General features: G+C 68.0%; 26 protein-coding genes. 16 read left to right on the top strand and 10 right to left on the bottom strand.

The window, feature by feature from the left end; genetic code table 11:
• Nucleotides 1–115: 115 nt before the first annotated feature.
• Both AACH06_RS15805 and AACH06_RS15810 read right to left on the bottom strand, forming a co-directional pair.
• Nucleotides 116–1,084 carry a DMT family transporter gene (locus tag AACH06_RS15805; protein ID WP_341426716.1) on the bottom strand — a complete coding sequence of 323 codons (969 nt, stop codon included), beginning with the start codon at nt 1,082–1,084 and terminating at the stop codon, nt 116–118.
• 84 nt (nt 1,085–1,168) lie between these two features.
• Complete coding sequence (locus AACH06_RS15810) at nt 1,169–1,795, bottom strand: LysE/ArgO family amino acid transporter (protein ID WP_341426717.1); 627 nt, start codon at nt 1,793–1,795, stop codon at nt 1,169–1,171.
• Between the two features lie 114 nt (nt 1,796–1,909).
• Here AACH06_RS15810 and AACH06_RS15815 point away from each other — a divergent pair, with 114 nt between their 5' ends.
• The gene (locus AACH06_RS15815; protein ID WP_341426718.1) at nt 1,910–2,821 is read left to right on the top strand and encodes a LysR family transcriptional regulator ArgP; all 912 of its coding nucleotides are present in this window, start codon (nt 1,910–1,912) and stop codon (nt 2,819–2,821) included.
• 15 nt (nt 2,822–2,836) lie between these two features.
• Here AACH06_RS15815 and AACH06_RS15820 read toward each other — a convergent pair whose 3' ends face one another.
• The 3 genes from AACH06_RS15820 to AACH06_RS15830 all read right to left on the bottom strand — a co-directional run bounded on the left by AACH06_RS15820 (nt 2,837) and on the right by AACH06_RS15830 (nt 7,201).
• Entirely contained in the window at nt 2,837–3,679 is an 843-nt protein-coding gene (locus tag AACH06_RS15820; RefSeq protein ID WP_341426719.1) for an AraC family transcriptional regulator, read from the bottom strand.
• Between the two features lie 24 nt (nt 3,680–3,703).
• Entirely contained in the window at nt 3,704–4,333 is a 630-nt protein-coding gene (locus AACH06_RS15825; RefSeq protein WP_423222044.1) for a pyridoxamine 5'-phosphate oxidase family protein, read from the bottom strand.
• Between the two features lie 66 nt (nt 4,334–4,399).
• On the bottom strand, nt 4,400–7,201 hold the full coding sequence (locus AACH06_RS15830; RefSeq protein ID WP_341426721.1) for a TonB-dependent receptor: 2,802 nt from the start codon (nt 7,199–7,201) through the stop codon (nt 4,400–4,402).
• Between the two features lie 247 nt (nt 7,202–7,448).
• On the opposite strand from AACH06_RS15830, the gene AACH06_RS15835 reads away from it, so the two are divergent.
• From AACH06_RS15835 to AACH06_RS15870, 8 genes are all read left to right on the top strand, one after another.
• Nucleotides 7,449–8,813, top strand: a complete 1,365-nt coding sequence (locus tag AACH06_RS15835; protein WP_341426722.1) for a cyanophycinase — start codon at nt 7,449–7,451, stop codon at nt 8,811–8,813.
• Between the two features lie 120 nt (nt 8,814–8,933).
• Nucleotides 8,934–9,728: an ABC transporter substrate-binding protein gene (locus tag AACH06_RS15840; protein ID WP_341426723.1), complete on the top strand. Its 795-nt coding sequence runs from the start codon at nt 8,934–8,936 to the stop codon at nt 9,726–9,728.
• Between the two features lie 67 nt (nt 9,729–9,795).
• Nucleotides 9,796–10,482 carry an ABC transporter permease gene (locus AACH06_RS15845; RefSeq protein ID WP_341426724.1) on the top strand — a complete coding sequence of 229 codons (687 nt, stop codon included), beginning with the start codon at nt 9,796–9,798 and terminating at the stop codon, nt 10,480–10,482.
• Between the two features lie 15 nt (nt 10,483–10,497).
• Nucleotides 10,498–11,187, top strand: coding sequence for an ABC transporter permease (locus tag AACH06_RS15850; RefSeq protein WP_341426725.1), 690 nt, complete (start codon nt 10,498–10,500; stop codon nt 11,185–11,187).
• A 16-nt stretch (nt 11,188–11,203) separates the two neighbouring features.
• On the top strand, nt 11,204–12,328 hold the full coding sequence (locus AACH06_RS15855) for a succinylglutamate desuccinylase/aspartoacylase family protein (protein ID WP_341426726.1): 1,125 nt from the start codon (nt 11,204–11,206) through the stop codon (nt 12,326–12,328).
• The gene (locus tag AACH06_RS15860) at nt 12,328–13,131 is read left to right on the top strand and encodes an ABC transporter ATP-binding protein (protein WP_423222043.1); all 804 of its coding nucleotides are present in this window, start codon (nt 12,328–12,330) and stop codon (nt 13,129–13,131) included. The genes AACH06_RS15855 and AACH06_RS15860 overlap by 1 nt, the downstream gene beginning before the upstream one ends.
• Nucleotides 13,132–13,442: 311 nt before the next feature.
• Complete coding sequence (locus tag AACH06_RS15865) at nt 13,443–13,907, top strand: BON domain-containing protein (protein WP_341426728.1); 465 nt, start codon at nt 13,443–13,445, stop codon at nt 13,905–13,907.
• 17 nt (nt 13,908–13,924) lie between these two features.
• Entirely contained in the window at nt 13,925–14,503 is a 579-nt protein-coding gene (locus tag AACH06_RS15870) for a hypothetical protein (RefSeq protein ID WP_341426729.1), read from the top strand.
• 38 nt (nt 14,504–14,541) lie between these two features.
• Here AACH06_RS15870 and mltA read toward each other — a convergent pair whose 3' ends face one another.
• Nucleotides 14,542–15,774, bottom strand: a complete 1,233-nt coding sequence (gene mltA, locus AACH06_RS15875) for a murein transglycosylase A (protein ID WP_341426730.1) — start codon at nt 15,772–15,774, stop codon at nt 14,542–14,544.
• Between mltA and AACH06_RS15880 the strand changes: the two genes are divergently transcribed.
• Complete coding sequence (locus AACH06_RS15880) at nt 15,773–15,925, top strand: hypothetical protein (protein WP_341426731.1); 153 nt, start codon at nt 15,773–15,775, stop codon at nt 15,923–15,925. The genes mltA and AACH06_RS15880 overlap by 2 nt on opposite strands.
• Here the strand turns inward: AACH06_RS15880 and AACH06_RS15885 are convergent, their stop codons facing one another.
• Both AACH06_RS15885 and apaG read right to left on the bottom strand, forming a co-directional pair.
• On the bottom strand, nt 15,926–17,995 hold the full coding sequence (locus tag AACH06_RS15885; RefSeq protein WP_341426732.1) for a site-specific recombinase: 2,070 nt from the start codon (nt 17,993–17,995) through the stop codon (nt 15,926–15,928).
• Nucleotides 17,995–18,369, bottom strand: a complete 375-nt coding sequence (gene apaG, locus AACH06_RS15890; RefSeq protein WP_341426733.1) for a Co2+/Mg2+ efflux protein ApaG — start codon at nt 18,367–18,369, stop codon at nt 17,995–17,997. The genes AACH06_RS15885 and apaG overlap by 1 nt, the downstream gene beginning before the upstream one ends.
• A gap of 103 nt (nt 18,370–18,472) precedes the next feature.
• Here apaG and rpe point away from each other — a divergent pair, with 103 nt between their 5' ends.
• Nucleotides 18,473–19,156: a ribulose-phosphate 3-epimerase gene (gene rpe / locus AACH06_RS15895; protein ID WP_341426734.1), complete on the top strand. Its 684-nt coding sequence runs from the start codon at nt 18,473–18,475 to the stop codon at nt 19,154–19,156.
• On the top strand, nt 19,153–19,812 hold the full coding sequence (gene gph / locus AACH06_RS15900) for a phosphoglycolate phosphatase (RefSeq protein ID WP_341426735.1): 660 nt from the start codon (nt 19,153–19,155) through the stop codon (nt 19,810–19,812). The genes rpe and gph overlap by 4 nt, the downstream gene beginning before the upstream one ends.
• Nucleotides 19,813–19,869: 57 nt before the next feature.
• Here the strand turns inward: gph and AACH06_RS15905 are convergent, their stop codons facing one another.
• Together AACH06_RS15905 and AACH06_RS15910 are read right to left on the bottom strand one after the other, a co-directional pair.
• Nucleotides 19,870–20,769: an energy transducer TonB gene (locus AACH06_RS15905; RefSeq protein ID WP_341426736.1), complete on the bottom strand. Its 900-nt coding sequence runs from the start codon at nt 20,767–20,769 to the stop codon at nt 19,870–19,872.
• Nucleotides 20,770–20,950: 181 nt separating this feature from the next.
• On the bottom strand, nt 20,951–21,577 hold the full coding sequence (locus AACH06_RS15910) for a chalcone isomerase family protein (protein WP_341426737.1): 627 nt from the start codon (nt 21,575–21,577) through the stop codon (nt 20,951–20,953).
• A 394-nt stretch (nt 21,578–21,971) separates the two neighbouring features.
• On the opposite strand from AACH06_RS15910, the gene trpE reads away from it, so the two are divergent.
• From trpE to trpD, 4 genes are read left to right on the top strand one after another with little or no spacing between them, the layout of a single operon-like run.
• Nucleotides 21,972–23,447 (top strand): anthranilate synthase component I, encoded by a 1,476-nt coding sequence (gene trpE / locus AACH06_RS15915; RefSeq protein ID WP_341426738.1) that lies wholly within the window; start codon nt 21,972–21,974, stop codon nt 23,445–23,447.
• A gap of 12 nt (nt 23,448–23,459) precedes the next feature.
• Nucleotides 23,460–24,059, top strand: a complete 600-nt coding sequence (locus tag AACH06_RS15920; protein ID WP_341426739.1) for an anthranilate synthase component II — start codon at nt 23,460–23,462, stop codon at nt 24,057–24,059.
• A complete protein-coding gene (gene ltaE / locus AACH06_RS15925) occupies nt 24,056–25,117 on the top strand; it encodes a low-specificity L-threonine aldolase (protein WP_341426740.1) in 1,062 nt (353 codons plus the stop codon). Before AACH06_RS15920 ends, ltaE begins: the two co-directional genes overlap by 4 nt.
• Before the next feature lie 5 nt (nt 25,118–25,122).
• Nucleotides 25,123–26,160 (top strand): anthranilate phosphoribosyltransferase, encoded by a 1,038-nt coding sequence (trpD, locus tag AACH06_RS15930; protein ID WP_341426741.1) that lies wholly within the window; start codon nt 25,123–25,125, stop codon nt 26,158–26,160.

Consider the following 26,160-nt stretch of genomic DNA (forward strand, 5'->3'; position numbering starts at 1 on the left):
GGGCGCATGGCGGCGTTGCCCAACTTGCCCAGGCACCAGCCTGGGCGGCGTCGGGCGCCTTGCCCTGCATCCCTGGACAACCCGTTCGCACGGGGCTGCGTAGTGTGAACACGCCCTAGTTCGGATGGCCCTCGGCCGCCACCGGCTCAGGCTCGACCCGCAGCGCCCAGGCGACACCGGCGATCAGCAGCGCGATGCCGGCGAGGGTGAATGCGCCGGGCCATTGGCCGCGCAACACGAACGCGTAAGCGAGTGCCGACAGCGTCTCGAAGACGATGAGCTGGCCGGCCAGGTTGGTGGGCAGGCGTTGGCTGGCCTCGTTCCAACACAGCGTGCCGAGCCAGGATGAGAGCAGGCCCATGGCCACCATCAGGGCGATGAACGATTCGGGCCGTGGCCCGAAGGGCATGGCCCACGGTGCCCCGGTGGCCTCGAACCAACCCCAGGTGGCGGCGAAGCCCACCACGGCCAGGGGCAGCGTCGCCACGCCCTGCGCCGTGGCCCAACTGCGCGGGCTGCGGTCGGGGTGGGCGCGCAGCCAGTCGGCATTGCGCAGCGGGTACCAGGTCCAGCAGACGACGGCGCCGATGGCGAGCAGGGCGCCGAGCGCATAGCGGCCCACATCCGCCTCGGGGTCATGGCGCAGCGCCGCCCATTCAGCCTGGTTGACGAGCCCGATGCCGATGGCGATCAGGGCCAGCGAGGGGGCCAGGCGCCGCCAGGGCAACTTGCCGTCACGCTCGGCGTTGCGGATGTTGGCGCAGGTGGCGATGACCACCGGCAGCGTGCCGATGATCATCGTGGGCAGTGGGGCGCCGGCGCGCTGGATGGCCGACGAGAGGAACAGGTAGTAGACGACGTTGCCGACGAGGGCCAGCTTCAACGCCTCGACCCAATCGGCCCGCGACAACTGACGAAGGTTGGCCCGATCGAGCCAAGCCAGCGGCAGCGCGATGAGCCCGAACGCGAGGTAGCGGCCGAAGGACAGCAACACCGCTGGATAGTCGGCCAGCATCACCGGGCCGACGAACACCAGCCCCCACATCAGGCCAGCCGCCAGCGCGAACAAAACACCCATGGTCATGCGCCGATGATGCACGGGGCGACGGCGCACGGTCTTGTACCGCGTTGCGCAGGCGCCGGCGGGCCGCGGCGGCCGGCGCCTGGGTCAATGTGCGGCCCAGGCCATGGGCGCCACCCGCCAGGCCAGCACCAGCATCGTCAGGCCGACCAGCGCATCCAGCACCTGCCATGCGCGAGGCCGGGCAAAGAGGGGCGCGAGCCGCCGCGCCCCATAGCCCAGGGCGGTGAACCAGACGGCACTGGCGGTCACGCAGCCGCCGACAAACGCGGCCCGTGCGGCCATGCTGTCGTGTTGGGCGCCGATGGTGCCGATCAACAGCACCGAATCCAGGTAGACGTGCGGGTTCAGCAAGGTGAATCCGGCGACCTGGATCAGCGCCTGGCGGCGGCCCAGACCCGGGCTGTTCGCGGCCTGCAGGGCACCCGGCGCGCGAGCATTCCACAACGCGCGCAAGCCGTAGGCGACGAGAAAGATCGCGCCACCTGCGGCCAGCACCCGCGCCAAGCCGGGCTGGGCGCCGATCAGGCTGGCGAGCCCGGCGACGCCCGCGGCCATCAGTACCGCGTCGGCGGCGGTGCAGAACACGATGATCGGGGCCACGTGCTCGCGGCGAAGGCCCTGCCGCAGCACGAAGGCGTTTTGAGCACCGATGGCGACGATGAGGCCGAAGGTGAGTGCCAGGCCTTGCAAGGCAGGGTCGAGCCAGGACATCGGGGGCGGAGGGATCAGGTCTTCGAACATGCTGCGCAGCTTGCCAAGGGCCGCGCGTTGTCGCCAGTTAGACTTTCTTCAGCCGGTGAAGCGGCGTTTAGGAAGGCCCCTGACTTGCTCGACTACGCCTTGATCGAAGCCCTGTCGGCCGTGCTGCGTGAAGGCAGTTTCGAGCGCGCGGCTCGGGCCCTGCACCTCACGCCCTCGGCGGTCTCGCAGCGTGTGCGTTTGCTCGAAGAGCGCCTGGGCCAGGTGCTGGTCGTGCGATCCAACCCGGCCCGCGCGACGCCAGCGGGCCGGGCGTTGGCCCGCCATGCCGAGCAGGTGGGGCTGCTGGAACACGAGTTGCTGGCCGACCTGCCGGCACTGGCCCACGGTGTGCAGGGCCGCGTGACCCTGCCGGTGGCGGTGAATGCCGACAGTCTGGCCACCTGGTTCATCGCTGCCGCGGCCGAAGCCACGGCGGCGGCGCCCCTGCTGTTGGACCTGAGCCTCGACGATCAAGAGCACACGGCCGAGTGGTTGCGCAGCGGCGAAGTGGTGGCCGCCGTGACGGCGCTGGCGACCGCGGTGCCGGGCTGCCGCAGCTTGCCGCTGGGGCGCCTGCGCTACTGCGCCACCGCCAGCCCGGCCTTCATGCAGCGGCACTTCGGTGGTGGGGTCGACGCCGCGGCCTTGGCCCACGCGCCATCGCTCACCTTCAACCGAAGGGATCGCTTGCAGGAGCAGTGGGTCGCCCAGGTGCTGGGCCACGACCAGCCCGCGCCGACTCATTGGCTGCCGTCGACCCAGGCCTTCGTCGATGGATGCCTGGCGGGGCTGGGCTGGGGCATGAACATGACGGCGATGGTGCAACCCCTGCTCGATCGCGGCGCCCTGGTCGAGCTGGTGCCGGGCCAGACCTTGGCGGTGCCGCTGTACTGGCAGCACAAGCGGCGCGGCCCGGCGGTGCTGGAGGCACTCAGCCGGTCGGTGCAGCGAGCGGCGCAGGCGGTGCTGGAGCCGCTCGACGAGCCGGCGCGCTGACGGCCACGCTGGCCCTCAACCGCCGCTGATCTGCCGCTGGTAGCGCGCCGGGGTGACGCCGTACATGCCCACGAAGCGGCGCGTCAGGTGCGCCTGGTCTGCCATGCCCACGGTGGCGGCCACCTCGGCCACGGGTGCGCCCCGCGCCAGCAGGCGCTTGGCCTCGGCCAGGCGCAGCGCGACACGCCATTGGTGCGGGCTGACGCCGTAGGCAGCCTTGAAAGCGCGCTGGAAGTGAAACGGGCTGAGGTCGGCCAGGGCGGCCAACTCGTGCAACCGCCATTCGCGCGTCAAGTCATCATGCAAGGCGTCCACCACCCGAGCGAAGGGCCGCAGGCTCGGCGATGCGTTCACCGAGGGCGCTGCAGCACGTGCCGCCAGCGGGGCCAACAAGGTCAGCACCTGGCACAGCGCCGCATCCGCCTCGTCCGAGCCGCGGGCATGCCACAGCGCGTGCAGGCCACGGGCCATGGCGACAGCGCGCGCGGTGTCGCCGGCCCAGACGGCATGGTCGAAGCGCCAGAGCGGCTCCGCCCCCAACTGGCTGGCCAGGGCCGCTTCGTCCAGGTACATCATCCGGTAGCGCCACCCCAGGGGCGAGGCCGGGCCGCCGGTGTGAAGCTCGCCGGGCTGCATCATCACGATCGTGCCGGCCGGCGCCAGATGCCGCCGGCCCCGGTAGTCGAATCGCTCCTGCCCGGCCTCGATCACGCCGAGCCCGTAGCCGTCGTGGGCATGGGGGGCGAACTCGTGGTGCACGATGTGGGCGCGGTATAGCTCGACGCCGTCCAGGCCGTTGGCACGGCGGAACTCCGCGCGGTCTTGCGGCTGGTCGAACTGCTCCGGCACTCCCTGCACGTGATCCGCCGTGATGGGGGCAGTTCAGTACAGCGTGGCGGCCTGGCGGGCCTGCAGCGCGGCGTCGTAGGCGGCACCGTCGATGCGCGATTCGCTGAGCGTTTGCAGGATCAGGCCGGGCGACGGCAACGCATCGCGGCCGATCTGCGCCGCTGCGTCCCACAACGACGAGCGTTTGACGGCCCGGGCGCACTGAAAGAACACGCTCGCGACCCGGATCACCAGCACGGAGGCCGGCGCCTTGCCATCGACGGCCAGCGACGCGCACAACGCGGGTGACGCCGAGATGCGGGCGCTGCCGTTGACCCGCAGCGCCTCGCCGACGCCGGGGATCAGGAACAACAGCGCGACGTGCGGGTCGTGAACCACGTTGCGCAGGCTGTCGATGCGCTGGTTGCCGCGCCGATCGGGCAACAGCAAGGTCTTGTCATCGGCCACGACCACGAACCCCGGCCCGTCGCCGCGTGGTGAGGTGTCCAGCCCGTTCGGGCCGCGCGTGGCCAGCACCGCGAACGGGGCTGCCTCGATGTAGGGCCGGTACAGCGGGTGCACGTGATCGCACACCTTGGCCAGCGACGTGTCGCCCGGGCCGGTGGCATAGACGCCCCGCAGCGCCGCCTCGCTCGTCAGATCATGCGCGGTGTCGGCGGCCAGCGCCGCCAGAGAGGAAAGGTCGGTAGCCATGCCCTGGAGGATAGGGCATGGCCAGTTCCGAGGGGGTTACTTGAACTTGTACTGGACGCTGGCGTAGAAGAAGCGGCCGCGCGGGTCGGTGTAGCTGGGGTCGTAGCCCGACAGGAAGAACCACGCCTGCTGCGAGAACGGTGGCGGCGTGTCGAACACATTCTTGATGCCGCCTCGCAGCGACAGCTGCTTGGTCACGTCCCAGCCCGCCGAGGCGTCCCACAGGGTGTAGGCCGAAACCTGGCGATCAGGCTTGCCGATGATGGTCTGGTCTTTGTAGCCTGACAGGTAGTGGTTGGTCAGCGTTGCGTTGTACGGCCCGTACTCCCAGTCGACCGACAGCGAGTGACGCCACCGCTGCACCACGCCATCGTTGACGAAGTGCCCGAGGTTGCTGACGTACGGGTCGCCATTGCCCATCTGTTGCTTGGAGGTGAGCGTCAGCGTGCCGTTGAGTCGAACGCCAAATCGGCCGACGTCGGTGTCGATCTTCGACAGAGCGAGGCCCAGGTCCAAGCCCGAGATGATCTGCTTGCCGCGGTTCTCCTTGACCAGCTCGATGTAGCAGATCTCGTGGTCATCCGGGTCCAGGTCGTCGCCGCATTCCCGCATGAAGTCGGTGTTCGGATCTTCAGCCGGGTCGCTGTAGCGGCGCACCAAGCCGCCGTACTTGTCGAGATTGGCCAGGATGACGTCAACACCCAAGGTGCTGATGAGATTGCGCTTTTCGATGCTCCAGTAGTCTGCACTCAGGCTCAGGCCTGGCTTGGGTTCGAGCACCGCGCCGAACGAGAACTGGCGTGAGCGCTCGGACTTGAGATTGGGGTTGCTGTAGTTGAGTGTTGTCCAAATGTCGGAACAGTCGGTCACGGTCGCATCAGGGTCCTGGGCCAGGCACACCGGATCAGTGACCGTCGCCGACGAGCCGCTGGTCAGCGGCCGATACAGGTCGGTCATGGATGGTGCCCGGAAGCCCGCGCCGATCGAGCTGCGCAGCAGCAGTTCCTTGGAGGGGGTGTAGCGCAAGCCCAGCTTCGGGCTGAAGGCGCCGCCCGACACCTGGTAACGCTCGTAACGCATGGCGGCTTGCAGTTCCAAACCGGCGGCCAGCGGCGCATTCAACTCGGCGAACACGGCCGCCACCTTGCGGGCCTTGCTGAAATCGGCGTCCGGGCCCTGCGAGGTTTCGCCGAGGATCAGGTCCTGGGCCAGAGCCTCAGACTGGTGGTAGTCCTGCTCTTCACGGCGGAACTCGCCGCCCAGCGCCAGTGCGAGGTCGCCGCCCGACAGCTTCATCAGCGAGGTCGAGGCCTTGAAGTCGACACTGTCCATCGTGCCCGTCGATTTGCGAACCTCGCCGCGGATCTGGGCGGCCTCGTACAGCTGGCGGCCCGCATCACCCGAGGCGCCGAACGGATTCAGCACGCCGCTGGCGAAGCCTTCGAGCACCATGTCTTCGTTGAGGTAGCCCTGGTGATCGCGGTCAGAGACGGTGCTGGTGCTGTGGTTGAACGCGAGCTCGTAGTCCCAATCGCCCAGTGTTCCGCCCACGCCGGCCACGTACCGCTGGCCCGACGAGATCAGTTCGCTGGTTCGCAGGCCGGCCTCCACCAGCCGCGCGCGAACGGTGATCAGGCGGTTCTCGTCATCAGCCGGCAGGCTGGCCAGGCTGGTGCCGGCCAACGCCGGCACCAAAGAGACGTCGATGTCCGCCGCGACGCGGTTGGGCGTGCCCGAGTAAAAGCTGCGAGAGCTCACCCACGAGGCCTCCAGGAAGGCCTGGTGCCCGCTACCCAGGTCGAACGTGCCGCGGCCAAACAGGCTGGTTCGTTCACTCTTGGGGTAGAGCTCGATCGCACGCATGTAGTCGTACGTGCAGCCATCGATGCCGCCGATGCCGTCTGGCAGGTACAGCGTGGCCGGCGGATTGCAACCCGTCGCCGCGGCTGGGTTGATGGTGTAGGAGTCGATGACCGTCTTGCCGTTGGTCGAGAAGCCCTCCGCCACGAGCGCTTCGTACTGTTCATCACCCAGGCGGATGTTGGCCGGGAAGCCGTAGCTCGACAGCAGGTCAGGCAGCCGCTCGGGAATCTTCAGATCGCTGATGAACTGCCGCTGGCGGGCATTGAGCGAATCGGTTTGCTGGTAGTCCAGCACGGTCACGACATTGAAGCGGTCGGCAGAGAAGTCGCCGAAGCCGGCCGAGACGGTCACGCTGCGCTTGCCTGCGCCCCCTTCCTGGGTCGCGCCGCCCATGGCGTTGACCTCAATGCCTTGGTAGTCGCGGCGGGTGATGAAGTTGATCACCCCACCGATGGCATCGCTGCCGTACAGCGACGAGGCGCCGTCCAGCAACACCTCGACGCGATCGACGGCTGCGGCGGGCAAGGTGTTGAGGTCGACGCCGGCGTTGTCGCCGGGTGAGGCGAAGTTGGCCACGCGTCGCCCGTTCAGCAGCACCAGCGTGGACGAAACCCCGAGGCCGCGAAGATTGGCGCCATTGAAGCCCATCTGGTCGCGAAAGCCGCCATAGGCCAGGCTGCCGCCATCGGTCAGGTTGCTGGCGGTGGCGCTGATGCGGGCGACGATCTCGGAGGCCGTGGTCAGGCCCGCCTTGTCGATTTCCTCTCGCGTGATGACCTGAACGGGCAATGCGGTCTCGCCGTCGATGCGCTTGATGGCTGAGCCGGTGATCTCCACACGCGCCGGCTTCGGCGCTTTGGCGTCATCCGTGGCGGGGGCCTGGGCGTTGGCGGCCAGGGGGATGCCGATCGCCAGCCAGGCCACCTGTGCCAACAGGTGGAGGGCGGGAAGGGCGTGGCGGGGGGCTCGGCTCATCGGGTACTTTCGGAAAAAGTGGGAACTGCTGGCACCAATGCAGTCTATGAAGCCTGCGATGCTTCGCATATCCGCGCAGCTGCGGCCGTGGCAAGGGCGCAACTGCGTGCATCATCACGGCCGTGGCATCGGCCCCAGGCACGATGCAAGAACGAGTCCATCCCTTGTTCTAGGAGGCTGCGGGGCGATGCCAATGCCAAGATGCCCCCGGGGAGCCCGGAACATAACGTCTGACATGAACCCAAGATTGAAAAAACTTGTTTCGGCCCTGACCGCCCTGGTGGCGTCTGTGGGCCTGCTGGGCCCCGTGTCGAGCCATGCCGCTCAAGCGGCTACGGCGCCCGTCGCCCCGGATTCGGCCGCGTCGGCGGCGGTGACCAGCCCGGTTCCCAGTGCGGGCTCGCGTGCCTCGATGGTGCGCGAGACCAAGGTCGGCGAACCGGTCAAAGGCTACGCGGTGATCATCGGCGGTGCGCTGAAGGCCGATAACGATGAGGTCTGGTCGCGCATGGTCGAGCTCTCGGGCGGCAAGGGCGCCCGCTGGGTCGTCTTCGGCACCGCGTCCGAGACGCCGGACAAGGCAGGGCGGCGCGCTTCCGAGCTGCTGGAGCGGCGCGGCGCTGTGGCCGAGTCGATGCCGGTGGCGCCGCAGCTGAAGTGGGTGGATCTCGACAAGGCGGTGCGTGACGAGCGCTTGCTCGAACTGGTGCGCAACGCCGACGGGGTGTTCTTCACCGGGGGCGCGCAAGAGCGCATCGTCGACACCTTCAAACCCGGCGGACACAACACGCCGATGCTCAACGTGATCTGGGAGGTCTACCGCCGTGGCGGCGTGGTGGCCGGTACCTCGGCAGGCGCGGCGATCATGAGCACCGTCATGTTCCGCGATGCGCTGTCGGTGCTCAGCGTGATGAAGGGCCAGCTGCGCGAAGGCAAGGAGATCGACCACGGCCTGGGCTTCGTCGGGCCGAATCTTTTCGTCGACCAGCACTTTTTGAAGCGCGGCCGCTTTGGCCGGATGATTCCGCTGATGCTGGCCAAGGGCTACAAGCTCGGCCTGGGCATCGAGGAGAACTCGGCGGCCATCGTGCAGGGCGACATGGTCGAGGTCATCGGCGGCAAGGGCGCCTTGCTGATCGACCTCAACGATGTGAAGACCGACACCAACGTCGGCGCGCTCAACGTCAACGGGGCGCGGTTGACCTACCTGGACCGTGGGGACCGCTTCGACCTGGGCCTTCGCCGCATCGAGCCGTCCGAGCGCAAGCGCCGTGGGCAGTTCCTCGATCCCAACTCGCCCACCTACAAGCCCGAATACAGCAACGAGCCGTTCTACATCGACATGCTCAGCGATTCGACCTTGTCCAACGCGATGGGCTTCCTGATCGACAGCAACCAGAAGGAAGTGCGCGGCCTGAGCTTCGACCCCAAGGCGCCGGCCAACGAGCCGTTGGCCGACTTGGGGTTTTCCTTCCGCATCTACAAGGGCAAGGACAGCATGGGCTGGTACTCTGATGAGTCCGGCAGCGATGAGTACTCGGTGGCCAGCCTGTACCTGGACATCACGCCCGTGCGCATGAGCCGCCCGCTGTTCAGCCCGTGGACGCGTTGAGCGCGCGCCCGCCTCGCTGCCACCCACTCGAATCAAAGCAGGTCACCGCGCACCGCCGGGGCCTTTTCCAATGATGTTGAGGCGGCCCTTGCCGCCGCGGATTGCCAGGAGAACCCGACCATGACCCTTCGCCGCCACACCCTCTTCGCCGCTGCGCTTGCCGCGCTGCTGTCCGTTGCCGGCCCGGCCGCCCAGGCCCAGGCCCCTGACTGGAAAAAGGTCCGCATCGCGGTCGAAGGCGCCTACCCCCCGTTCTCCGAGATCGGCACCGACGGCAAGATCAAGGGTTTCGACATCGACATCGCCAATGCGCTGTGCGCCGAGATGAAGGCCGAGTGCACGCTGGTGAACCAGGAGTGGGACGGCATGATCCCCGCGCTGCAGGCGCGCAAGTTCGATGCGATCGTTGCGCAGATGTCGATCACCGAAGAGCGCCAGAAGTCGGTGCTGTTCACCAACAAGTATTCCAACACCCCGGCCTGGCTGGTGGCCAAGGCGGGCACGCCGGCCGACCAATCTGCCGCCGCATGGAAGGGCAAGCGCATCGGCGTTCAGCGCACCACCACGCATGACCGCTTCGCGACCCAGCACTTCAAGGACAGCGAGATCGTGCGCTATGCCAAGCAGGACGAGATCTTTCTAGACCTGACCGCCGGCCGCATCGATGCCGTGCTGTGTGACTCGGTGGCCGCCGACATGGGATTCATCAAGACGCCTTCCGGCAAGGGCTTTGCGCAGGTGGGCCCCGCCATCGATGACCCGAAGATCTTCGGCATCGGTGCCGGCATCGCCGTGCGTAAGGGTGACACCGCGTTGCAGCAGAAGCTCAATGCGGCGATCGCCGCGATCCGCGCCAACGGCACCTACAAGAAGATCCAGGACAAGTACTTCACCTTCGACATCTACGGCCAGTAAGCCGGGCTGCGGTCGAGTCCGGTCGGGAAGCCGAGCAAGAAAGACGAGAGCAAGAGGGGCTGCTGGGATGTTGCACGGCTATGGCGCGAGCCTGCTGGAGGGCTCGCTGCTGACGCTGGCGGTGGCGTTTGCATCGCTGGTCATTGCGTTGATGCTGGGGCTGCTGGGCGCCGTCGCCAAGCTCTCGCGGGTGCGGCCGCTGCGCTGGCTGGCACAGGGCTACACCACGCTGATCCGCGGTGTGCCCGACCTCGTGATGATGCTGACCATCTTCTACGGTGGACAGATCCTCATCAACCACCTGGGTGACCGGTTCGGTTGGGGCTACATCGACATCGATCCGTTCGTCGCCGGTGTGCTGACGATCGGCTTCATCTTCGGCGCCTACATCACCGAGGTCTTGCGCGGGGCCTTCCTGGCCGTGCCGGCCGGGCAGAAAGAGGCCGCGCTTGCCTTCGGCATGACGCCGCTGCAGGTGCTGGTGCGGATCGTCGGGCCGCAGATGCTTCGCCATGCCTTGCCAGGCCTGTCGAACAACTGGTTGGTGATGATCAAGAGCACGGCCATCGTCTCGGTGATCGGCCTGTCCGACCTGATGAACCGCGCGGGTCAAGCGGGCGGCGCGACGCACAAGCCCTTCGTGTTCCTGCTCGCGGCGGGCGGCATGTACCTGCTGTTCACCTCGGTGTCCGAATGGGCCTTTGCCGCGTTGCAACGCAAGCTGGCGATGGGTGTGCGCCAGGTGTCGGTCTGACCGGGAAGCCACGAGATGGATTTCGACGTCATTCGCGACAGCCTGCCACTGTATGGCCAGGGGGTGCTGGTCACGCTGGCCTTGCTGGTGCTGTCCCTCGCGTTCGGCATGGCGCTGGCGCTGCCGCTGTCGATGCTGCGCAGCTTGCCGTCGCCGTGGGCCTGGCGGCCGGTCTGGGTGTTCACCTATGTGATGCGGGGAACGCCCTTGCTGCTGCAGGTTTACCTGCTGTACCACGGCCTCGCCCAGTTCGAGGTGTTCCGTGAAAGCGCGCTATGGCCGCTGTTCCGCTCGGCCTGGTTCTGCGCCGTGGCCGCCTTCGTGCTCAACACGGGCGCCTACACCACCGAGATCCTTTACGGCGCGATGCGCTCGGTGCCGGCCGGCGAGATCGAGGCTGCCAAATCGCTGGGCATGTCGCGCTGGACGGTCTTTCGCCGCATCGTTCTGCCGTCTGCCTTTCGTCGCGCGTTGCCCGCCTACGGCAACGAAGTGGTGCTGATGCTGCATGCCACCTCGCTGGCCAGCACCGTCACGCTGTACGACCTGACCGGCGCCGCGCGCGAGGTCAACTCGCGCTACTACATGCCATTCGAGGCCTTCATCACCGCCGGGGCGTTCTACCTGGCGCTCACCTTCGTGCTCGTCGGCCTGTTCCGGGCGGCCGAGGCACGCTGGCTCGCGCCGCTGACCGCCCGTTCCTGATCTGCCCTTGCCCCCTATGCGAACCGAACACCACAGCCTGCTCGCCAGCACCCCGGGTGCCCGCCATGAACTGATCAGCCTGCACCACGGCCAGCCGGGCGCCGGACCCAAGGTGTACATCCAGGCCTCGCTGCATGCGGACGAAGTGCCGGGCATGCTGGTCGCGCACCACCTGCGCACGCGGCTGGCCGCGCTCGATGCGGCGGGGCAGGTGACCGGCGAGGTCGTGCTGGTGCCCGCCGCCAACCCGCTGGGCCTGGGCCAATGGATGCTGCGCTCGCATCAGGGCCGCTTCGAGTGGGGCAGCGGCGAGAACTTCAACCGCCACTTCGCCGATCTGACGCAGGCGGTGATCGACCGTTGCGGCACCGGTTGGACTGGCGATGCCGCAGCGAATGTGGCGCTGGCGCGCGGTGCCTTGAAGGCGGCCGTGGCGGCCTTGCCCGCCGCCACGCCGCTGGATGACCTGCGTCGGCTCTTGCTGGGCATGGCGGTGGACGCCGACGTCGTGCTCGACCTGCATTGCGACGGCGAAGCGCTGCTGCACCTCTACAGCACCCAGGCGGGCTGGGCGGCGGGCGGCGAGCTGCTCACACGTTGCCTCGGCGCCGAGGTGGCCCTGCTGGCCGGCCGGTCCGGCGGCGACCCGTTCGACGAGGCCTGCTCGATGCTGTGGCCCGACCTGGCCGAGCGGCTGGGCCCGTCTGTTCCGTTGCCGCCCGCGTGCCTGGCCGCGACGATCGAGCTGCGTGGCGAGGGCGATGTCTCGCACGAGCTGGCGGTGCGCGATGCCGAGGCGATCATCGGCTACCTGCACCACCGTGGCGCCGTCCGGCTCGATGTGCCGCCGACGCTTCCCGCCCCCCTGTGCGAGCCCACGCCGCTGGCCGGCTCGATGCCCTTGTACGCCCCGCATGGGGGTGTGCTCGTGTTCCTGCGCGAGGTGGGGGTGCGGGTGCGGGAAGGCGAGCCGCTGGCCGAGATCATCGACCCGATCACCGGCACCGCCAGCGTCCTCGCCAGCCCCGTCGACGGTCTCTTCTTCGCCCGCGAGCGCAGGCGCTTCGCGGTGGCCGGCATGCCGGTCGGCAAGGTGGCGGGGCGCGAGGCGCTGCGCAGCGGCTCGTTGCTCTCGGCGTGATGGGGCAGGCATTGAACTCACCCGCTCCATCTCCTGCCCACGTCGGCCTGGCGGTCGAGAACCTGCACAAGCGCTTTGGCGACCGCCCGGTGCTGCGTGGCGTGTCGCTGGCGGCCCAGCCGGGCGACGTGGTGGCCATCATCGGTGCCAGTGGCTCGGGCAAAAGCACGATGCTGCGCTGCCTGAACTTGCTGGAGCAGCCGCACGAAGGCACCTTGCGCCTCGGCAGCGAGACGCTGCAGCTCAAGCGCGACCGCGATGGCAGCCTCACGGCGGCAGACCCGGCCCAACTGCGCCGCTGGCGCTCGCGCCTGGCCTTCGTGTTCCAGAGCTTCAACCTCTGGCAGCACCGCACCGCCATCGAGAACGTGACCGAAGCGCCCATTCACGTGCTGGGCGAGAAGCCCCAGGTGGCGCGCGACAAGGCGCGTGCCTTGCTGGCGCGAGTGGGCCTGTCGCACCGCGAGAACAACTATCCGGCCCAGCTCTCGGGCGGCGAGCAGCAGCGGGTGGCCATCGCCCGCGCGCTGGCCGTCGAGCCCGAGGTGATGCTGTTCGATGAGCCCACCTCGGCGCTCGACCCTGAGCTCGTGGGCGAGGTGCTGAAGGTGATGCGTGCGCTGGCCGAAGAGGGCCGCACGATGCTGGTGGTGACGCACGAAATCGGCTTCGCCCGAGAGGTCGCGAGCCAGGCCATCTTCCTGCACCAGGGCGTGATCGAAGAGCAGGGTTTGCCGCGCGAAGTGCTGGTCAAGCCCCACAGCGAGCGGCTGCGGCAGTTCCTGTCGGGTGGCCTGAAGTAGTTCCTAACGGCGTGTTCACACGACGGAGCCCCGATGCGTTGCCACCAGAACCGGTCGAGCGCAAGGCGCAAAACGAAGCCGGGGTGGTGCCCCGGCGAGGCTTTGCAACGCCGCGGGCGGCTGGTTCTGGTGGCAACCCTTCGGGAACGGGCCGTCCAGGGCGCATGGCGGCGTTGCCCAACTGGCCCAGGCACCAGCCTGGGCGGCGTCGGGCGCCTTGCCCTGCCTCCCTGGACAACCCGTTCGCACGGGGCTGCGTAGTGTGAACACGCCATAGCCCGGCCGCGGATGGCTGGGCGCATCATCGGGCCATGCGCAATGCGGTCTGGTTCGTCATCGTGGTGCAAGGGGCGGTCGGCGTCGCTTTGGCGGCCGACGATGAACCGCGCCGCAACGTCTTTAATGATCCGTTCCTGCAGGTCACGCACGGCCAGGCGAATTGCCCCGTGCCCCCTGGCCCGTTGCTGACCGAGGCCGAGGCCCGGGCGCAGGCCCATGGCCGCGCCGAGCGCGGCACCAGCTGCTACCGGGCGGGCCGTTGCCGTTTGCCCAACAGCTACCTTTACGACGCGGAGATCGTGCCACGCGTGCAAAAGGCCATCGACGCGGACGGCCGCTTCAACGCGACGACGAGCGTGTGGGCGCTGGGCCAGCGACGTTGGATCTGGCTGCAAGGTTGTGTCAGCACCGAGGGTGAGTCGCAGGCGCTGGAAGCGCTGGTGCGCGCCCTCGATGATGTCGAAGGTGTCGTCAACGAACTGAGAGTGTTGCCATGAGCCGGACGCCCAGTGTGATGCGCAGATCATTTTGGCTGATGGGGATGCTGATCGCCTTCGGCGCCCATGCGGCAGGCGGGCCGCCGGCGGTCAACTTCAGCCTGCAATGGCGGTTGACGCCCTGGCCCTCGCCGCCGGTCGCGGTCGTCGCGCCGGATTCGGTCTCGGTGTCGACGTCGGGGCCGACGACGACCGCCCCCGGCTCCGTGACCACGCGCACGGCGACCGCCGAACCCGTGGCGCCACGTCTCGTCGTCCGCAACGGGGGCCAGGCGCAGATCGCACTGCACGGCAGCGATGCTTCGGCGCCACCCGACTGGATCTGGACCCCGTTCGGCCAGGGCCTCCAAGGCGGCGCTTCCCGCCCGACTCGCCGCGATTCGCTCTGGGTGCAGGTTCAATGGCCCGGCGGCACGGCGCCGGCTCAGGTGGGTTTCCGCTTCGAACAGCCCGAGCCGGACTCGGCCGGCAGCGCCCGGCATGTGGACGGCGACTTGTTGCTGGTGCTCGATCAATGGCAAGAGGTGGGCCACTGGGCTGCCCCCGACGGCCGCATGGGCCAAGCCCTGCAGCTTCGTCTGTCTCGGCTGCCCTGACCGCCTGGCCTCCCGCCCCGCACGACGCGTTGTGGCCCCTACTTGGGCCAGAGCACCCAGGCGCGCAGCGGCTGCTTCATCCGCCCGGCCTGGTTTTCGGCCTCGTCACCCCAGCCCCAGAAGTAGTCCGCCCGCACCGCGCCGACGATCGCGCCGCCGGTGTCCTGGGCCATCACCAGCCGCTGCAGGGGTTTGGTCGACAGGGGCTCGGTGGTGTCGAGCCACACCGGCGTGCCGTAGGGCATCGATTGCGGATCCACCGCGATCGAGCGGCCCGGCGTCAGCGGCACCCCTTGGGCGCCCTTGGGCCCCAGGGCCGGATCGGGCAGGGGCTCTTCGCGGAAGAACACCGTGCGAGGGTTCTGCCAGAGCGCTTCGTTCAGCCGCTTGGGATTGCGCTTGAGCCAATCCTTGATGGCGGGCCAACTGGCTTCACCGGCGGCCAGCTCGCCCTGGTCGATCAGCCAGCGGCCGACCGATCGATACGGCTGGTCGTTGTGGGCCGCAAAGGCCAAGCGCTGCAGGCGCACGCTGCCGTCAGGTTCGGCCACCCGCACGCGCCCCGAGCCTTGCACCTGCAGCACCAGCGCATCCAACGGGTCTTCCACATAGGCGATCTCACGGCCCTTGAGGCCGGCTTGTGCCGCCGGCAGAGAGTCCAGCTCCTGCCGCGTCCAATAGGGTTTGCGTTGGCCCAGGTCGGCGGGCGGGGCGTAAAGCGGCACTTTGCGGTGACGCGTGGGCTTGCGGCTTGCTTCGACCAGCGGCTCGAAGTAGCCCGTGGCCAGCCCGGCCGGGTCGCCTTCGAGTGATTCAACGCGGTAAACCTTGAAGCGCTGTTCCAGCCACTGGCGGGCCTGGGCGTCGTCGGCGGGGTAGAACTGGCGCGATTGGCTGCACACGCTGCCCCAGGCCTCGGCCAACGAGGCCAGTGCGGCGCTGCCGCAGCTCAGCCGAAGGGCGGGCCACACTTCGGCGACGCGGTCCTGGCCCCAACCGGGCAGCTCGTTGAAGGTGGCCGGCACCCAGCGGGCGCGCGGGCGCTCCAGCGTGCCGGGTGGCGCGGGCACGGGGGCGCTGGCGGCCGAGGCCGGTGAGGCGGGCGACGCCGCGGTGCCAGAGGGCGTGGCACCGCCCCGCTCTTCGACAGGCACCGGAGGTTGTCGCTCCATCCACGAGCACGAGGCGAGCAGGGCGGCTCCCGCCCACAGCGCCAGGCGGCGCAACGACAATCGATACGGCGCGCCAGCACGGCGCGGGAACTTGAACATGGCGTGGTTGATTCTCGAAGCGTTGGCGGCCGGCGGGCTGCTGGTGTTCATCGTCTGGTGGACGATGTTTTCGGGCCGGCGTGGCGGAGAGCCTCCGGGCGGTGACGACGGCGGCAAGGGCGACGCATCGGGGAACAAGGATCGGACCTGATCAGGCGGGCGGCCGCGGCTCGGCCGGCGGAAGCAGAAAACTCAGCGGCGCGGTGCGCCAGCGGCGGCGCAGGGCCGCGTAGAGGCGACCCCGGTCGGTGACCCTCAGGCCTCGCGAGGCCAGCGCCAGCTTGAAGGCGAGCCAGAAGCTGACGCTCAGGTTCAGCACGCCCACCAAAGGCACCGCCGCCAGGCACCACCAAAAGTCGGGTTGCTTCAGCAGATCGGGGCCGAGGGCGCCGAGCGCTGCCGCGAGCTGGCCCATGGCCAGCGTGACGTGGCGCACTTCGACAGGCAGGCCGAAGAAGGCGCCCAGTGCCGGCACCACACCCAGCATGAAGCCCAGCGAGATGTTGGCGGCCAGGCCGGATATGTGCTGGCGCCACCACGCAGCCCAGCGGGCCGCACGCTGCGGCCCGAGGCGGTCGCGGATGCGGGGGTTCCAGGCGATGGCGCTGTCCAGCCGGTGGAAGACGAACCAGTTTTCGACCCAACCGGCGATCAGGCTGGAGGCGAACAACAGCACGCCGGTGAATGCGGCAAACAGCAGCGTCGGCCCCAGCAGGTGCAAGGAGTGCAGCACATAGTGGGCTGACTTCTCGCCGACCAGGGGGGCGCCCAGCACCCACCACGCCAGCCCCTGCGCCAGCAGCACCACGGGGATGACGCCGCCGAGGTTGCCCACGATGCCGGCGACCTGAGACCGCAGCAGGTTGGCCACCTCGTCGACAAAGCCTTCGACGGCCGCATCGTCGGCCACGTTCTCCAGCTTGGCCGCCATGGCCGGCGCCGTCATCGCGGGCTGCTTGGTGGCCACGGCCCAGTGCAGCAGGTAAATCAGCACGAAACTGGCCGCGTAGTTGGCTCCCGCGGCGAAGCCGGACCAGAACGCGGACATCGCGATCGCCCCCAGGGCGAACTTGGCCAGGGCGGTGAAGCCGATCACGGCACCGCCGCCGCCGGCCTGGACCAGCATCGCCCGGTACTCGGTGCGGTTGCGGGTGATGTAGTGCTCGCCGGTCTCCGCGCTGCGCTCGGTGACTTTTCGCGCCAGCAAGGCGTAGTGACGCCGGAACAGGCCCGACAGCGATCGGCGTTCGGTCGTGCAGCGCACCAAGCCAACCACCAGGTGGCGCATCTCGGCTGCGCCGTGGCGCGCACCGGCTTCGGCGGCCTGTGGCTCGACCGACGCGGTGGCGGCGAGGTCACTCACCAGGCAGGCCAGCAGGGCATCGATGCGCTCGCCGCGCTCGGCCAGTTGTTCGACCTGGAACACCAGATCGACCGACACGCCGTGTTCGTCGAGGTGGTCGCGCACACTGGCGGCCGCATCGCGGCAGGCGTCCAGCACCGCGCGCAGATAGGCTGCTTGCTGGAGGCGAGCTGGGCCGTCGTCCCCGCTGCGATGGCCGGCCCGCAACGCCTCGGCCGCCTGAACGACCTGGTGGAACGGCCGGTCTGCCAGGCGGGCTTGGTCCATGCGCAAGCGCATCGGCCCCGAGAGCCCCGACGCCCGGATCTGGCTGGCCAGCAACTGGATCGACTCGACCATGGGCCCACGCCAGGCTTCTTCTCCCGGCGTGGCCTCGGGCAGGACCAGCGCCAGCAGGCGAGAGACCGTGGCGTCATCGATCGCCGCGATCCACGCCGCGTCGTCGGGCCCGGTGAACAGTTGCGGAAACAGTGCGCCCAGGTCGGTCGTCTGTGGCGTGCCCGGCAGGCTGGCCAGCCGCAGGCGCTCGGCGAATTCACTGACGAAGCCGTGGCGCGGTGCGAAGCCGAAGTCCGCCAGCAGGCCGGTGGCATCCAGCCGTGAAAAGACCGCACGCCACAACCCGCTGACGCGTTGGCGGTGTTCGTCGTGGCGTTCAGCCACGTCAATGAACAGGCGCAACCGGCGGATCGGCCAGGGCGTCGAGGGGTCGGCCGCTTCAGCCGGCGACTCGCCCGCCGACACCGGACCCGGTGAGCGCAGCCACTGCAGCCACCGCACCAGCCACAGATGCTGCTCGGCGGCTGGCGCCCGAGGATCCGCTGCGTTCAGCAGCGCGCTCAGGTCCCAATGCGCCATCAGTGCAGGGCTTGAGCCTGTGCCAGCTCGAACGCCGGGATGGGCGTTTCGAACCAGTGGGCGTCTTCGGTGATGCAGAAGAAGGTGCCCTGCATGCGCCCGCGCGGGGTGGCGATGCGTGTCCAGCTCGTGTACTCGAACTGTTCACCCGGCTTGAGCACCGGCTGGTGGCCCACGACGGCCAGGCCGCGAACCTCGTCGACGGTGCCGGCGGCGTCGGTGACGATCCAGTGACGCGCGACGAGCTGCCCGGTCACCGAGCCGGTGTTGCGAATGGTGATGGTGTAGGCGAAAGCGAAGACATCGTCCGCGCTGGAGGATTGTTCAGGCAGGTACTGCGTGACCACCGAGACGGTGAATTGCGGCGCGCTCATGCCGGCATTCTAGAAAGACGCGGCGTCGGGCCCTTGGAAATGGGCCTGAATGGGCCTCCTAGAATGCTGGACTGCCTGTTTTGTCCTCCACCACGGTCTTGCCATGAGCCGCACATTTCGCATTGCCCCCAGCATTCTTTCGGCCGATTTCGCCCGCCTGGGGCAGGAGGTGCGCGATGTGCTGGCCGCCGGCGCGGACTGGATCCACTTCGACGTGATGGACAACCACTACGTGCCCAACCTCACCTTCGGGCCGATGGTGTGCCAGGCGCTCAAGCCCCACGCCGTCCGGCCCGATGGCACGCCGGCCCCGATCGACGTCCACCTGATGGTGCAGCCGGTCGACGCACTCGCCCAGGCTTTTGCCAAGGCCGGCGCCGATCTGGTGAGCTTCCACCCCGATGCCAGCACGCACGTGGACCGCACGCTGCAACTCATCAAGGCCGAGGGCGCGCAAGCGGGCCTCGTTTTCAACCCGGCCGAGCCGATCGACGTGCTGGAGTGGGTCATCGACAAGGTCGATCTGGTGCTCATCATGAGCGTGAACCCCGGCTTCGGGGGGCAGAGCTTCATCGACAGCGCACTGCGCAAGACCGAGAAGGTGCGACAGATCATCGATGCGAGCGGCCGCGACATCCGGCTGGAGGTCGACGGCGGCATCAAGGTCGACAACATCCGGCGCGTGGCCGATGCGGGGGCGGACACCTTCGTCGCGGGCAGTGCGATTTTTGGCCAGAAGGACTACCGGAAGGTCATCGACGCCATGCGCGCTGAGCTGGCACGGTGACCGCGCTGCGCTATGACGCGGCGCTGATCGACCTCGATGGCACGCTGGTCGATACCGTGGGCGATTTCGACGCCGCCTTGAACCGCAGCCTCTCTGACCTGGGCTTGCCCGCCGTGAGCCGGGCGTTCATCGAGCGCACGGTGGGCCAGGGCTCGGAGCACCTGATCAGGCAGACGCTGGCGCAGGCGGGCGGCGACGCCTCTCTGTACGAGCGGGCCTGGACGCACTACCAGCACCATTACCTGGCCATCAACGGCCTGCACTCGGCGGTCTATCCCGGCGTGGTCGAGGGGCTCGCGCGGCTGCGTCACGCCGGGCTGCGCCTGGTTTGCCTGACCAACAAACCGGTGACTTTTGCGCGCCAGTTGCTGGAAGCCAAAGGGCTGGCCGACAGTTTCGAGCATTGCTTCGGGGGTGACTCGTTCGAGCGCAAGAAGCCCGATCCGCTTCCGCTTCGCAAAGCCTGCGAGGCGCTGGGCAGTGCACCGCCGCGCACCTTGATGGTGGGCGATTCACGCAATGATGTGCAGGCTGCCCGTGGTGCCGAGTGCCCCGTCGTGCTCGTTCGTTATGGCTATAACCACGGCGAGCCTGCCGAGACGGCGGGAGCCGATGCCGTGATCGATCGGCTGGACGACATTTCGCTGATCGGCTGACATCCGCAGTCTGGCCGCCCGGCCTCCCGGTGGCCAGCGGCGGCTGCTTGGCGGGAATCAGCTGTCCAGATCGAACCCGAGATCCACCACGGCGGTGCGAGCCGCACGCACGGGCTGGAAGCGCCAGCCGGCCACGGCCTCCAGAGCCGCCTCGTTCAGGCTGCGGTGGGTGGTGTTGACCACGGCGGCGTTGCTGACGGAGCCATCCGGCATCACGTCGAAGCGGACCTGGACCGTGCCCTTTCGCAGCCGCCGCATCACCGTGATCGGGAATTCGGGCTCATCGGCCTTGATCAAGGCCAGCGGCGAATCGTCGGGCTCTTCGGGCGGTGCGGTGGCGGTTCGGGCGGCTTCGGTGGCTTGAGACGCGGCTGACGGCGTCGCCATGCCCGCGCCGGCAGCCAGGCCCGCAGCGGCGCCGACGCCCTGCGGCGCCGGATTCGACAGCGCTGCGGCGGCATTCGCGGCCACATTCGGTGCAGGGGTGACGGGTGCCGCTGCGCCGGTGCTGGCAGGCATGCCCGCGCCGTTGCTGGCCACCGATGTCGCCGGCGCGGTGCTGGTGGGCGGCGTGTTCACCGGAGCGGCGGCGGCCGTGGCAGTTGCCGTGGGCGGGCTGGTGGCAGGCAGTGCGGACGGCGGCGGCGCGGGCGTGGGCCGGGGCGCGGCGGCGACCGGTTTCACTTCCGTGATGCGAGGTGCCGGCTTGGCCGGAGCGGCCGAGTCGTTCTTCTGGGCGTTCAGCCTGATCCAGTACAGCGGGCTCGCAGCGTCCTTCTTGACCCGATCGCTGATCGACGGATCGGCCTGCGACGCGCCTGGCGCGGGCGCGACTGTGGGCGCAGGGGCGGGCGCTGGCGTCGGCGTTGTCTGGGCCCGCACGTCCGCCTGGAACAGCAGGGCGGCCAGGCCCACGGAACCGCTGGCGATCGTCAGGCGTCGGACAAGGTACGTCATCTCGGCGTCATCAGGAAAATCCGGCTGTCCGCGATGTCGGACAACTATCCGGTCACTACAACCCAGGTCGGACGCGGGTCGCGCGCCGCCTGCCCTTATATCAGTTGCTTACCATAACCGCGAACGGGTCAATCTGGTGCCCGGTCGCGTACGGACGCGAGTGTTAGCAAGAAACGTTCTCTCACTGTTGATCATTGCCCCGGCCGCTGGCGCGCGGCTTGCCGAGCAGGGCGTCTTTCAAAAGATTGTCAGCGGGTGACGGGCCCAGCCACAAGCTCAGCAGCGCGGTGTAGAACTCGGGCTCTTTGATGGCCTCGGACTCGACCTTGCCATTCACTGAAATCAAGGTGCCGGTGCCGGGGATCCAGTCCACCGTGAACGAATCGCCTGCCCCCAGCTTCTTGCGCTTGGAGAACATGTCGGCCATCTTGATCGTGCCGTTGATCGACTTGGCGAAGATCTCCCTCGGCGAGTTCTTTTCCATGCCTTGGGTGAACAGCTTGCCGAGCTCGTTGGCGTCGATTTCCCGCAGCATCACGATGTGCACCCGCCGGGGTTCGTTGGTCACCGCATAGATCTGTTCGGCGGTGCCCATCTTCGCCGGCAGGTACAGGCCAGCGGTGTAGACCTTGAAGATGGCCTTGTAACGAACACCTGCGCCGTTGAGCTCGAGCTTCTTGCCGCCGACTTGTTCGGTGGTCTCGTACTTGACCCCCGCCAACTCCACAGTCTCGGCCGCGGCGGCCGACAAGCTCGTCAAAGAAATCGCGATGCCGAGCAGGGCGCTCGAACCCAAACGACGCCACATGGGGCACGACCTTTCAGGAATTATTTTGTCCGCAGGGGTACCCTCGCTCTACATACGAACCCCTGGATGAGGCGGCAAAGTGTGAATCAGTGTTACGGCGATGTCCATGCCTCGTAACCCGAAAAACCAGGCGCGACTGCTACACTTTCCACATCATGTTCACTTCGCGCAAACGGATGGCGTGGTCGCACGACCGGGGAGCTTGGCCCTGGCGGCGCTCGCCTGCCTGAACCGTTTTGCCGTTGGCGCTGTCCGATCTCATCGATCCATCGGTGCCCCGGATTCCTAGCGGTGCGCGCCTGATCCCGGCCCGCCGCATTGCCAGACCCGGCCCGCCGCCAGCCTGACTGTCGCGCCATGCGACCCGGCGCGGGCCCTCGCCAGGACCCGTCAAGTGATCACTGAACTCGAATTCCAAAGCCTCGTGGCCCAGGGCTACAACCGCATTCCGCTGATCGCGGAAGCGTTCGCCGACCTGGAGACGCCGCTGTCGCTCTATCTGAAACTGGCTGGTGGCCAGAAGCACGGCTTTTTGCTCGAATCCGTCGTCGGCGGCGAGCGTTTCGGGCGCTACTCGTTCATCGGCCTGCCGGCCCGCACGCTGCTGCGTGCCACCGGCTTTCTGACCGAAGTCGTGACCGACGGGCGCGTCGTGGAGGCCCATGAAGGCAATCCGCTGGATTTCATCGCCGACTACCAGAAACGTTTCAAGGTCGCGCTTCGCCCTGGCCTGCCACGCTTCTGCGGCGGGCTGGCCGGCTATTTCGGCTACGACGCGGTGCGCTACATCGAGCCCAAGCTGGCCGGCACCCAGAAGCCGGGCGGAATCGGTACCCCCGACATCCTGCTGCTGCAGACCGAAGAGTTGGCGGTGATCGACAACCTCTCCGGCCGCCTTTACCTCATCGTCTGGGCTGATCCCGCTCAGCCGGAGGCCTATTTCAAGGGCAAGAAACGCCTGGCTGAGCTGGCGGACAAGCTGAAATACAGCGTCACCGCCCCGGCGGTGCGCCGCGGCCCGGCGCACGCGGTGGAGCGCGAGTTCGCCAAGGACGACTACATCGCGGCGGTGCTCAAGAGCAAGGAGTACATTGCGGCGGGCGACATGATGCAGGTCCAGATCGGCCAGCGACTGAAGAAGCGCTATACCGAATCGCCGCTCAGTCTGTACCGGGCATTGCGGTCGCTGAACCCTTCGCCGTACATGTATTTCTATGACATGGGCGATTTCCAGATCGTGGGTGCGTCGCCGGAGATCCTGGTGCGCCATGAGCATGGTGCCGATGGCGACAAGATCACGATCCGTCCGCTGGCCGGCACCCGGCCGCGGGGCGCGACCCCCGAGCAGGACAAGGCGCTGGAAGCTGAACTCAGCGCCGACCCCAAGGAGCGCGCCGAGCACCTGATGCTGATCGATCTGGCGCGCAACGACATCGGCCGCATCGCCAAGACCGGCAGCGTGAAGGTGACCGAGGCCTTCGTCGTCGAGCGCTACTCCCACGTCATGCACATCGTGAGCAATGTCGAGGGGCTGCTGAAAGACGGCACCACGAACCTCGACGTCTTGCGGGCCACGTTCCCCGCGGGCACGCTCACTGGCGCCCCCAAGGTGCGCGCGATGGAAATCATCGACGAGCTGGAGCCGGTCAAGCGCGGCATCTACGGCGGCGCCTGCGGCTACCTCAGCTTCGCCGGCGACATGGACGTGGCCATCGCGATCCGCACCGGCATCGTGAAAGACAACACCTTGTACGTCCAGGCGGCCGCGGGCATCGTGGCCGACTCGGTGCCCGAGCTGGAATGGAAAGAGACCGAGGCCAAAGCGCGGGCGGTGATCCGCGCGGCCGAGCTGGTCGAAGAAGGTTTTTGAGGGAGCGCCGCCATGCTGTTGATGATCGACAACTACGACTCCTTCACGTTCAACCTGGTCCAGTACTTCGGTGAGCTGGGCGAGGAGGTGCGTGTCTTCCGCAACGACGAGATCACGCTCGAAGGCATTGCAGGGCTGAAGCCGGACCATCTGGTGCTGTCGCCCGGGCCGTGCTCGCCGAACGAGGCGGGCGTGTGCGTTCCTGCGGTCCGCGAATTCATGGGCAAGCTGCCCATCCTGGGGGTTTGCCTCGGCCACCAGAGCATGGGGGCCGCGCTGGGCGGCCGCATCATCCGTGCGCAGGTGCAGATGCACGGCAAGTCGAGCCGCATCAAGACCGACGGCAAGGGGGTGTACCGTGACCTTCCCAGTGAGTTCGACGTGGTTCGCTACCACTCGCTGGCGATCGAGCGCGAAACCATGCCGGCGGTGCTCGAAATCACCGCGACGAGCGAGGATGGCGAGATCATGGGGGTGCGTCATCGTGAGCTGGCGGCGACCTCTTGTCCGATGGAGGGCGTGCAGTTCCACCCTGAATCCATCCTTTCCGAACATGGTCACGCGATGCTGCGCAACTTCTTGATGATGAGCCGTGCGGGGGGCAGGGCATGACGGCCGTCCAGTACGGCAGCGGCACTTTGCGCCCGGCCGGCGAGCGGCGGGTGGACCTGCGCAGCGACACGGTCACTCAGCCGACGGCGGGCATGCGTGAGGCCATGATGGCGGCTCCGTTGGGTGATGACGTCTTCGGCGACGATCCGACCGTCAATGCCCTGCAAGAACGCGTCGCTGGCTTGCTGGGTTTCGAGGCCGCCTTGTTCATGCCGACCGGCACGCAAAGCAACCTGTGCGGGCTGCTGGCCCATTGCGGCCGCGGTGATGAATACATCGTCGGGCAGATGGCCCACACGTACCGCTACGAAGGCGGCGGAGCGGCGGTGTTGGGCAGCATCCAGCCTCAGCCCCTGCCCAACCAGCCGGACGGCACGCTGTTGCTGTCGGACATCGAAGCGGCCATCAAGCCGGACGACGCCCATTTCGCCAAGACCCGACTGCTGTGCCTGGAGAACACCTGGAACGGCAATGCGCTTCCGCTCGGGTACATCGAACAGGCGACCGCTCTGGCGAAGCGGCGCGGCCTGGCGACTCATCTGGATGGCGCGCGGTTGTTCAACGCCGCGGTGGCCTCCCAGGTGCCGGCCCGCGAGATCACCCGTCACTTCGACAGTGTCTCGGTCTGCTTCAGCAAGGGGCTGGGGGCACCGGTGGGCTCGGCCTTGTGTGGCTCGCGCGAGCTGATCGCGCGCGCGCACCGGGTGCGCAAGATGGCCGGTGGCGGCATGCGGCAGGTGGGCTTGCTCGCGGCCGCCGCGGACTATGCGCTGACCCATCACATCGACCGCTTGGCCGATGACCATGCGCTGGCCCAACGTCTGGCCGCTGGCATGGCGGGCATTCCGGGGCTGACCGTGACGCCACCCCAGACCAACATCGTTTTCGCTCAGGTGGCCGATGGCCGTGGCGCCGCGTTGCTGGCCCACCTGGCAGCGCGAGGCGTGTTGGCCACGGGCCTGATCGGCCTGCGCTTCGTGACCCACCTTGATGTGGATGCCGCTGGCATCGACACCGCCATCGCGGCGGTGCGTGAATTCTTCTCCCACCCGGCTTGACGACCATGAGCATCAGCAACACCGACGCGCTCGTCCGCGTCATCGAGCACCGTGAGATCTTCCACGACGAGATGCTGGCGCTGTGGCGCCGCATCATGGGCGGCGAAATGTCCCCCGTGATGATCGCCGCCTTGTCGATCGGCCTGCGCGTCAAGAAGGAGACGATCGGCGAGATCGCCGCGGCGGCGCAGGTGATGCGCGAGTTTGCTGCGCCGGTGGCGATCGCCAACAAGACGCACCTGGTCGACCTGTGTGGCACCGGGGGCGATGCCGCCCACACCTTCAACATCTCCACCGCCGCGATGCTGGTGGCCGCCGCTGGCGGCGCCCGCGTGGCCAAGCACGGCGGGCGCAGCGTGTCGTCCACCTCGGGCAGTGCGGACGTGCTCGAAGCAATGGGAGCCTACATCGGCCTGACCGCTGAACAGGTGGCGATCTGCCTGGAGGAATCGGGCATCGGCTTCATGTTCGCCCCCAACCACCATGCCTCGATGAAGCACGCGGCGCCGGTTCGCAAAGAGCTGGGCGTGCGCACGATCTTCAACCTTTTGGGGCCTCTGACGAACCCCGCTGGCGCACCGAATCAACTGATGGGCGTGTTCCACCCCGATCTGGTGGGCATCCAGGTCCGGGTGCTGCAGCGACTTGGCTCCGAGCACGTGATGGTCGTCTACGGCATGAATGGCATGGACGAGATCTCGCTGTCCGGCGAGACGATGGTGGGCGAGTTGAAGAACGGCGAAGTGCGTGAGTACGTCGTGCACCCCAGCGACTTTGGCCTGCCGGTCTACGACTCTCGGGTGCTGAAGGTGGCGAATCAGCAGGAATCGGTGCAGTGCATCCAGCGCGCACTCGCCAACGAGGACGGCCCGGTGCGCGACATCGTGTTGTTGAACGCGGGAGCGGCCATGTACTGCGCCAACGTGGTCGGCTCGGTGGGTGAGGGCGTCAAGCGTGCCCGCGAGGTGGTGGCTTCCGGGGCCGCGCAGGCCAAGCTGAGCCAGTTCGTCGCGGTGACCAATCGGTTCCGCCCGGCAGCGTGA

Origin of the sequence: Ideonella lacteola, from assembly GCF_038066555.1 — a bacterium.
Lineage (GTDB): Bacteria > Pseudomonadota > Gammaproteobacteria > Burkholderiales > Burkholderiaceae_C > Ideonella > Ideonella lacteola.

Bases quoted from the DNA above. Each gene is read 5' to 3' on its own strand.
- AACH06_RS15805 (WP_341426716.1), bottom strand. From the start codon at position 1,084: ATGACCATGGGTGTTTTGTTCGCGCTGGCGGCTGGCCTGATGTGGGGG.
- AACH06_RS15810 (WP_341426717.1), bottom strand. From the start codon at position 1,795: ATGTCCTGGCTCGACCCTGCCTTGCAAGGCCTGGCACTCACCTTCGGC.
- AACH06_RS15830 (WP_341426721.1), bottom strand. From the start codon at position 7,201: ATGAGCCGAGCCCCCCGCCACGCCCTTCCCGCCCTCCACCTGTTGGCA.
- AACH06_RS15840 (WP_341426723.1), top strand. From the start codon at position 8,934: ATGACCCTTCGCCGCCACACCCTCTTCGCCGCTGCGCTTGCCGCGCTG.
- AACH06_RS15845 (WP_341426724.1), top strand. From the start codon at position 9,796: ATGTTGCACGGCTATGGCGCGAGCCTGCTGGAGGGCTCGCTGCTGACG.
- AACH06_RS15850 (WP_341426725.1), top strand. From the start codon at position 10,498: ATGGATTTCGACGTCATTCGCGACAGCCTGCCACTGTATGGCCAGGGG.
- AACH06_RS15855 (WP_341426726.1), top strand. From the start codon at position 11,204: ATGCGAACCGAACACCACAGCCTGCTCGCCAGCACCCCGGGTGCCCGC.
- AACH06_RS15860 (WP_423222043.1), top strand. From the start codon at position 12,328: ATGGGGCAGGCATTGAACTCACCCGCTCCATCTCCTGCCCACGTCGGC.
- AACH06_RS15865 (WP_341426728.1), top strand. From the start codon at position 13,443: ATGCGCAATGCGGTCTGGTTCGTCATCGTGGTGCAAGGGGCGGTCGGC.
- AACH06_RS15870 (WP_341426729.1), top strand. From the start codon at position 13,925: ATGCGCAGATCATTTTGGCTGATGGGGATGCTGATCGCCTTCGGCGCC.
- AACH06_RS15880 (WP_341426731.1), top strand. From the start codon at position 15,773: ATGGCGTGGTTGATTCTCGAAGCGTTGGCGGCCGGCGGGCTGCTGGTG.
- mltA (WP_341426730.1), bottom strand. From the start codon at position 15,774: ATGTTCAAGTTCCCGCGCCGTGCTGGCGCGCCGTATCGATTGTCGTTG.
- AACH06_RS15885 (WP_341426732.1), bottom strand. From the start codon at position 17,995: ATGGCGCATTGGGACCTGAGCGCGCTGCTGAACGCAGCGGATCCTCGG.
- apaG (WP_341426733.1), bottom strand. From the start codon at position 18,369: ATGAGCGCGCCGCAATTCACCGTCTCGGTGGTCACGCAGTACCTGCCT.
- rpe (WP_341426734.1), top strand. From the start codon at position 18,473: ATGAGCCGCACATTTCGCATTGCCCCCAGCATTCTTTCGGCCGATTTC.
- AACH06_RS15905 (WP_341426736.1), bottom strand. From the start codon at position 20,769: ATGACGTACCTTGTCCGACGCCTGACGATCGCCAGCGGTTCCGTGGGC.
- AACH06_RS15910 (WP_341426737.1), bottom strand. From the start codon at position 21,577: ATGTGGCGTCGTTTGGGTTCGAGCGCCCTGCTCGGCATCGCGATTTCT.
- AACH06_RS15920 (WP_341426739.1), top strand. From the start codon at position 23,460: ATGCTGTTGATGATCGACAACTACGACTCCTTCACGTTCAACCTGGTC.
- ltaE (WP_341426740.1), top strand. From the start codon at position 24,056: ATGACGGCCGTCCAGTACGGCAGCGGCACTTTGCGCCCGGCCGGCGAG.
- trpD (WP_341426741.1), top strand. From the start codon at position 25,123: ATGAGCATCAGCAACACCGACGCGCTCGTCCGCGTCATCGAGCACCGT.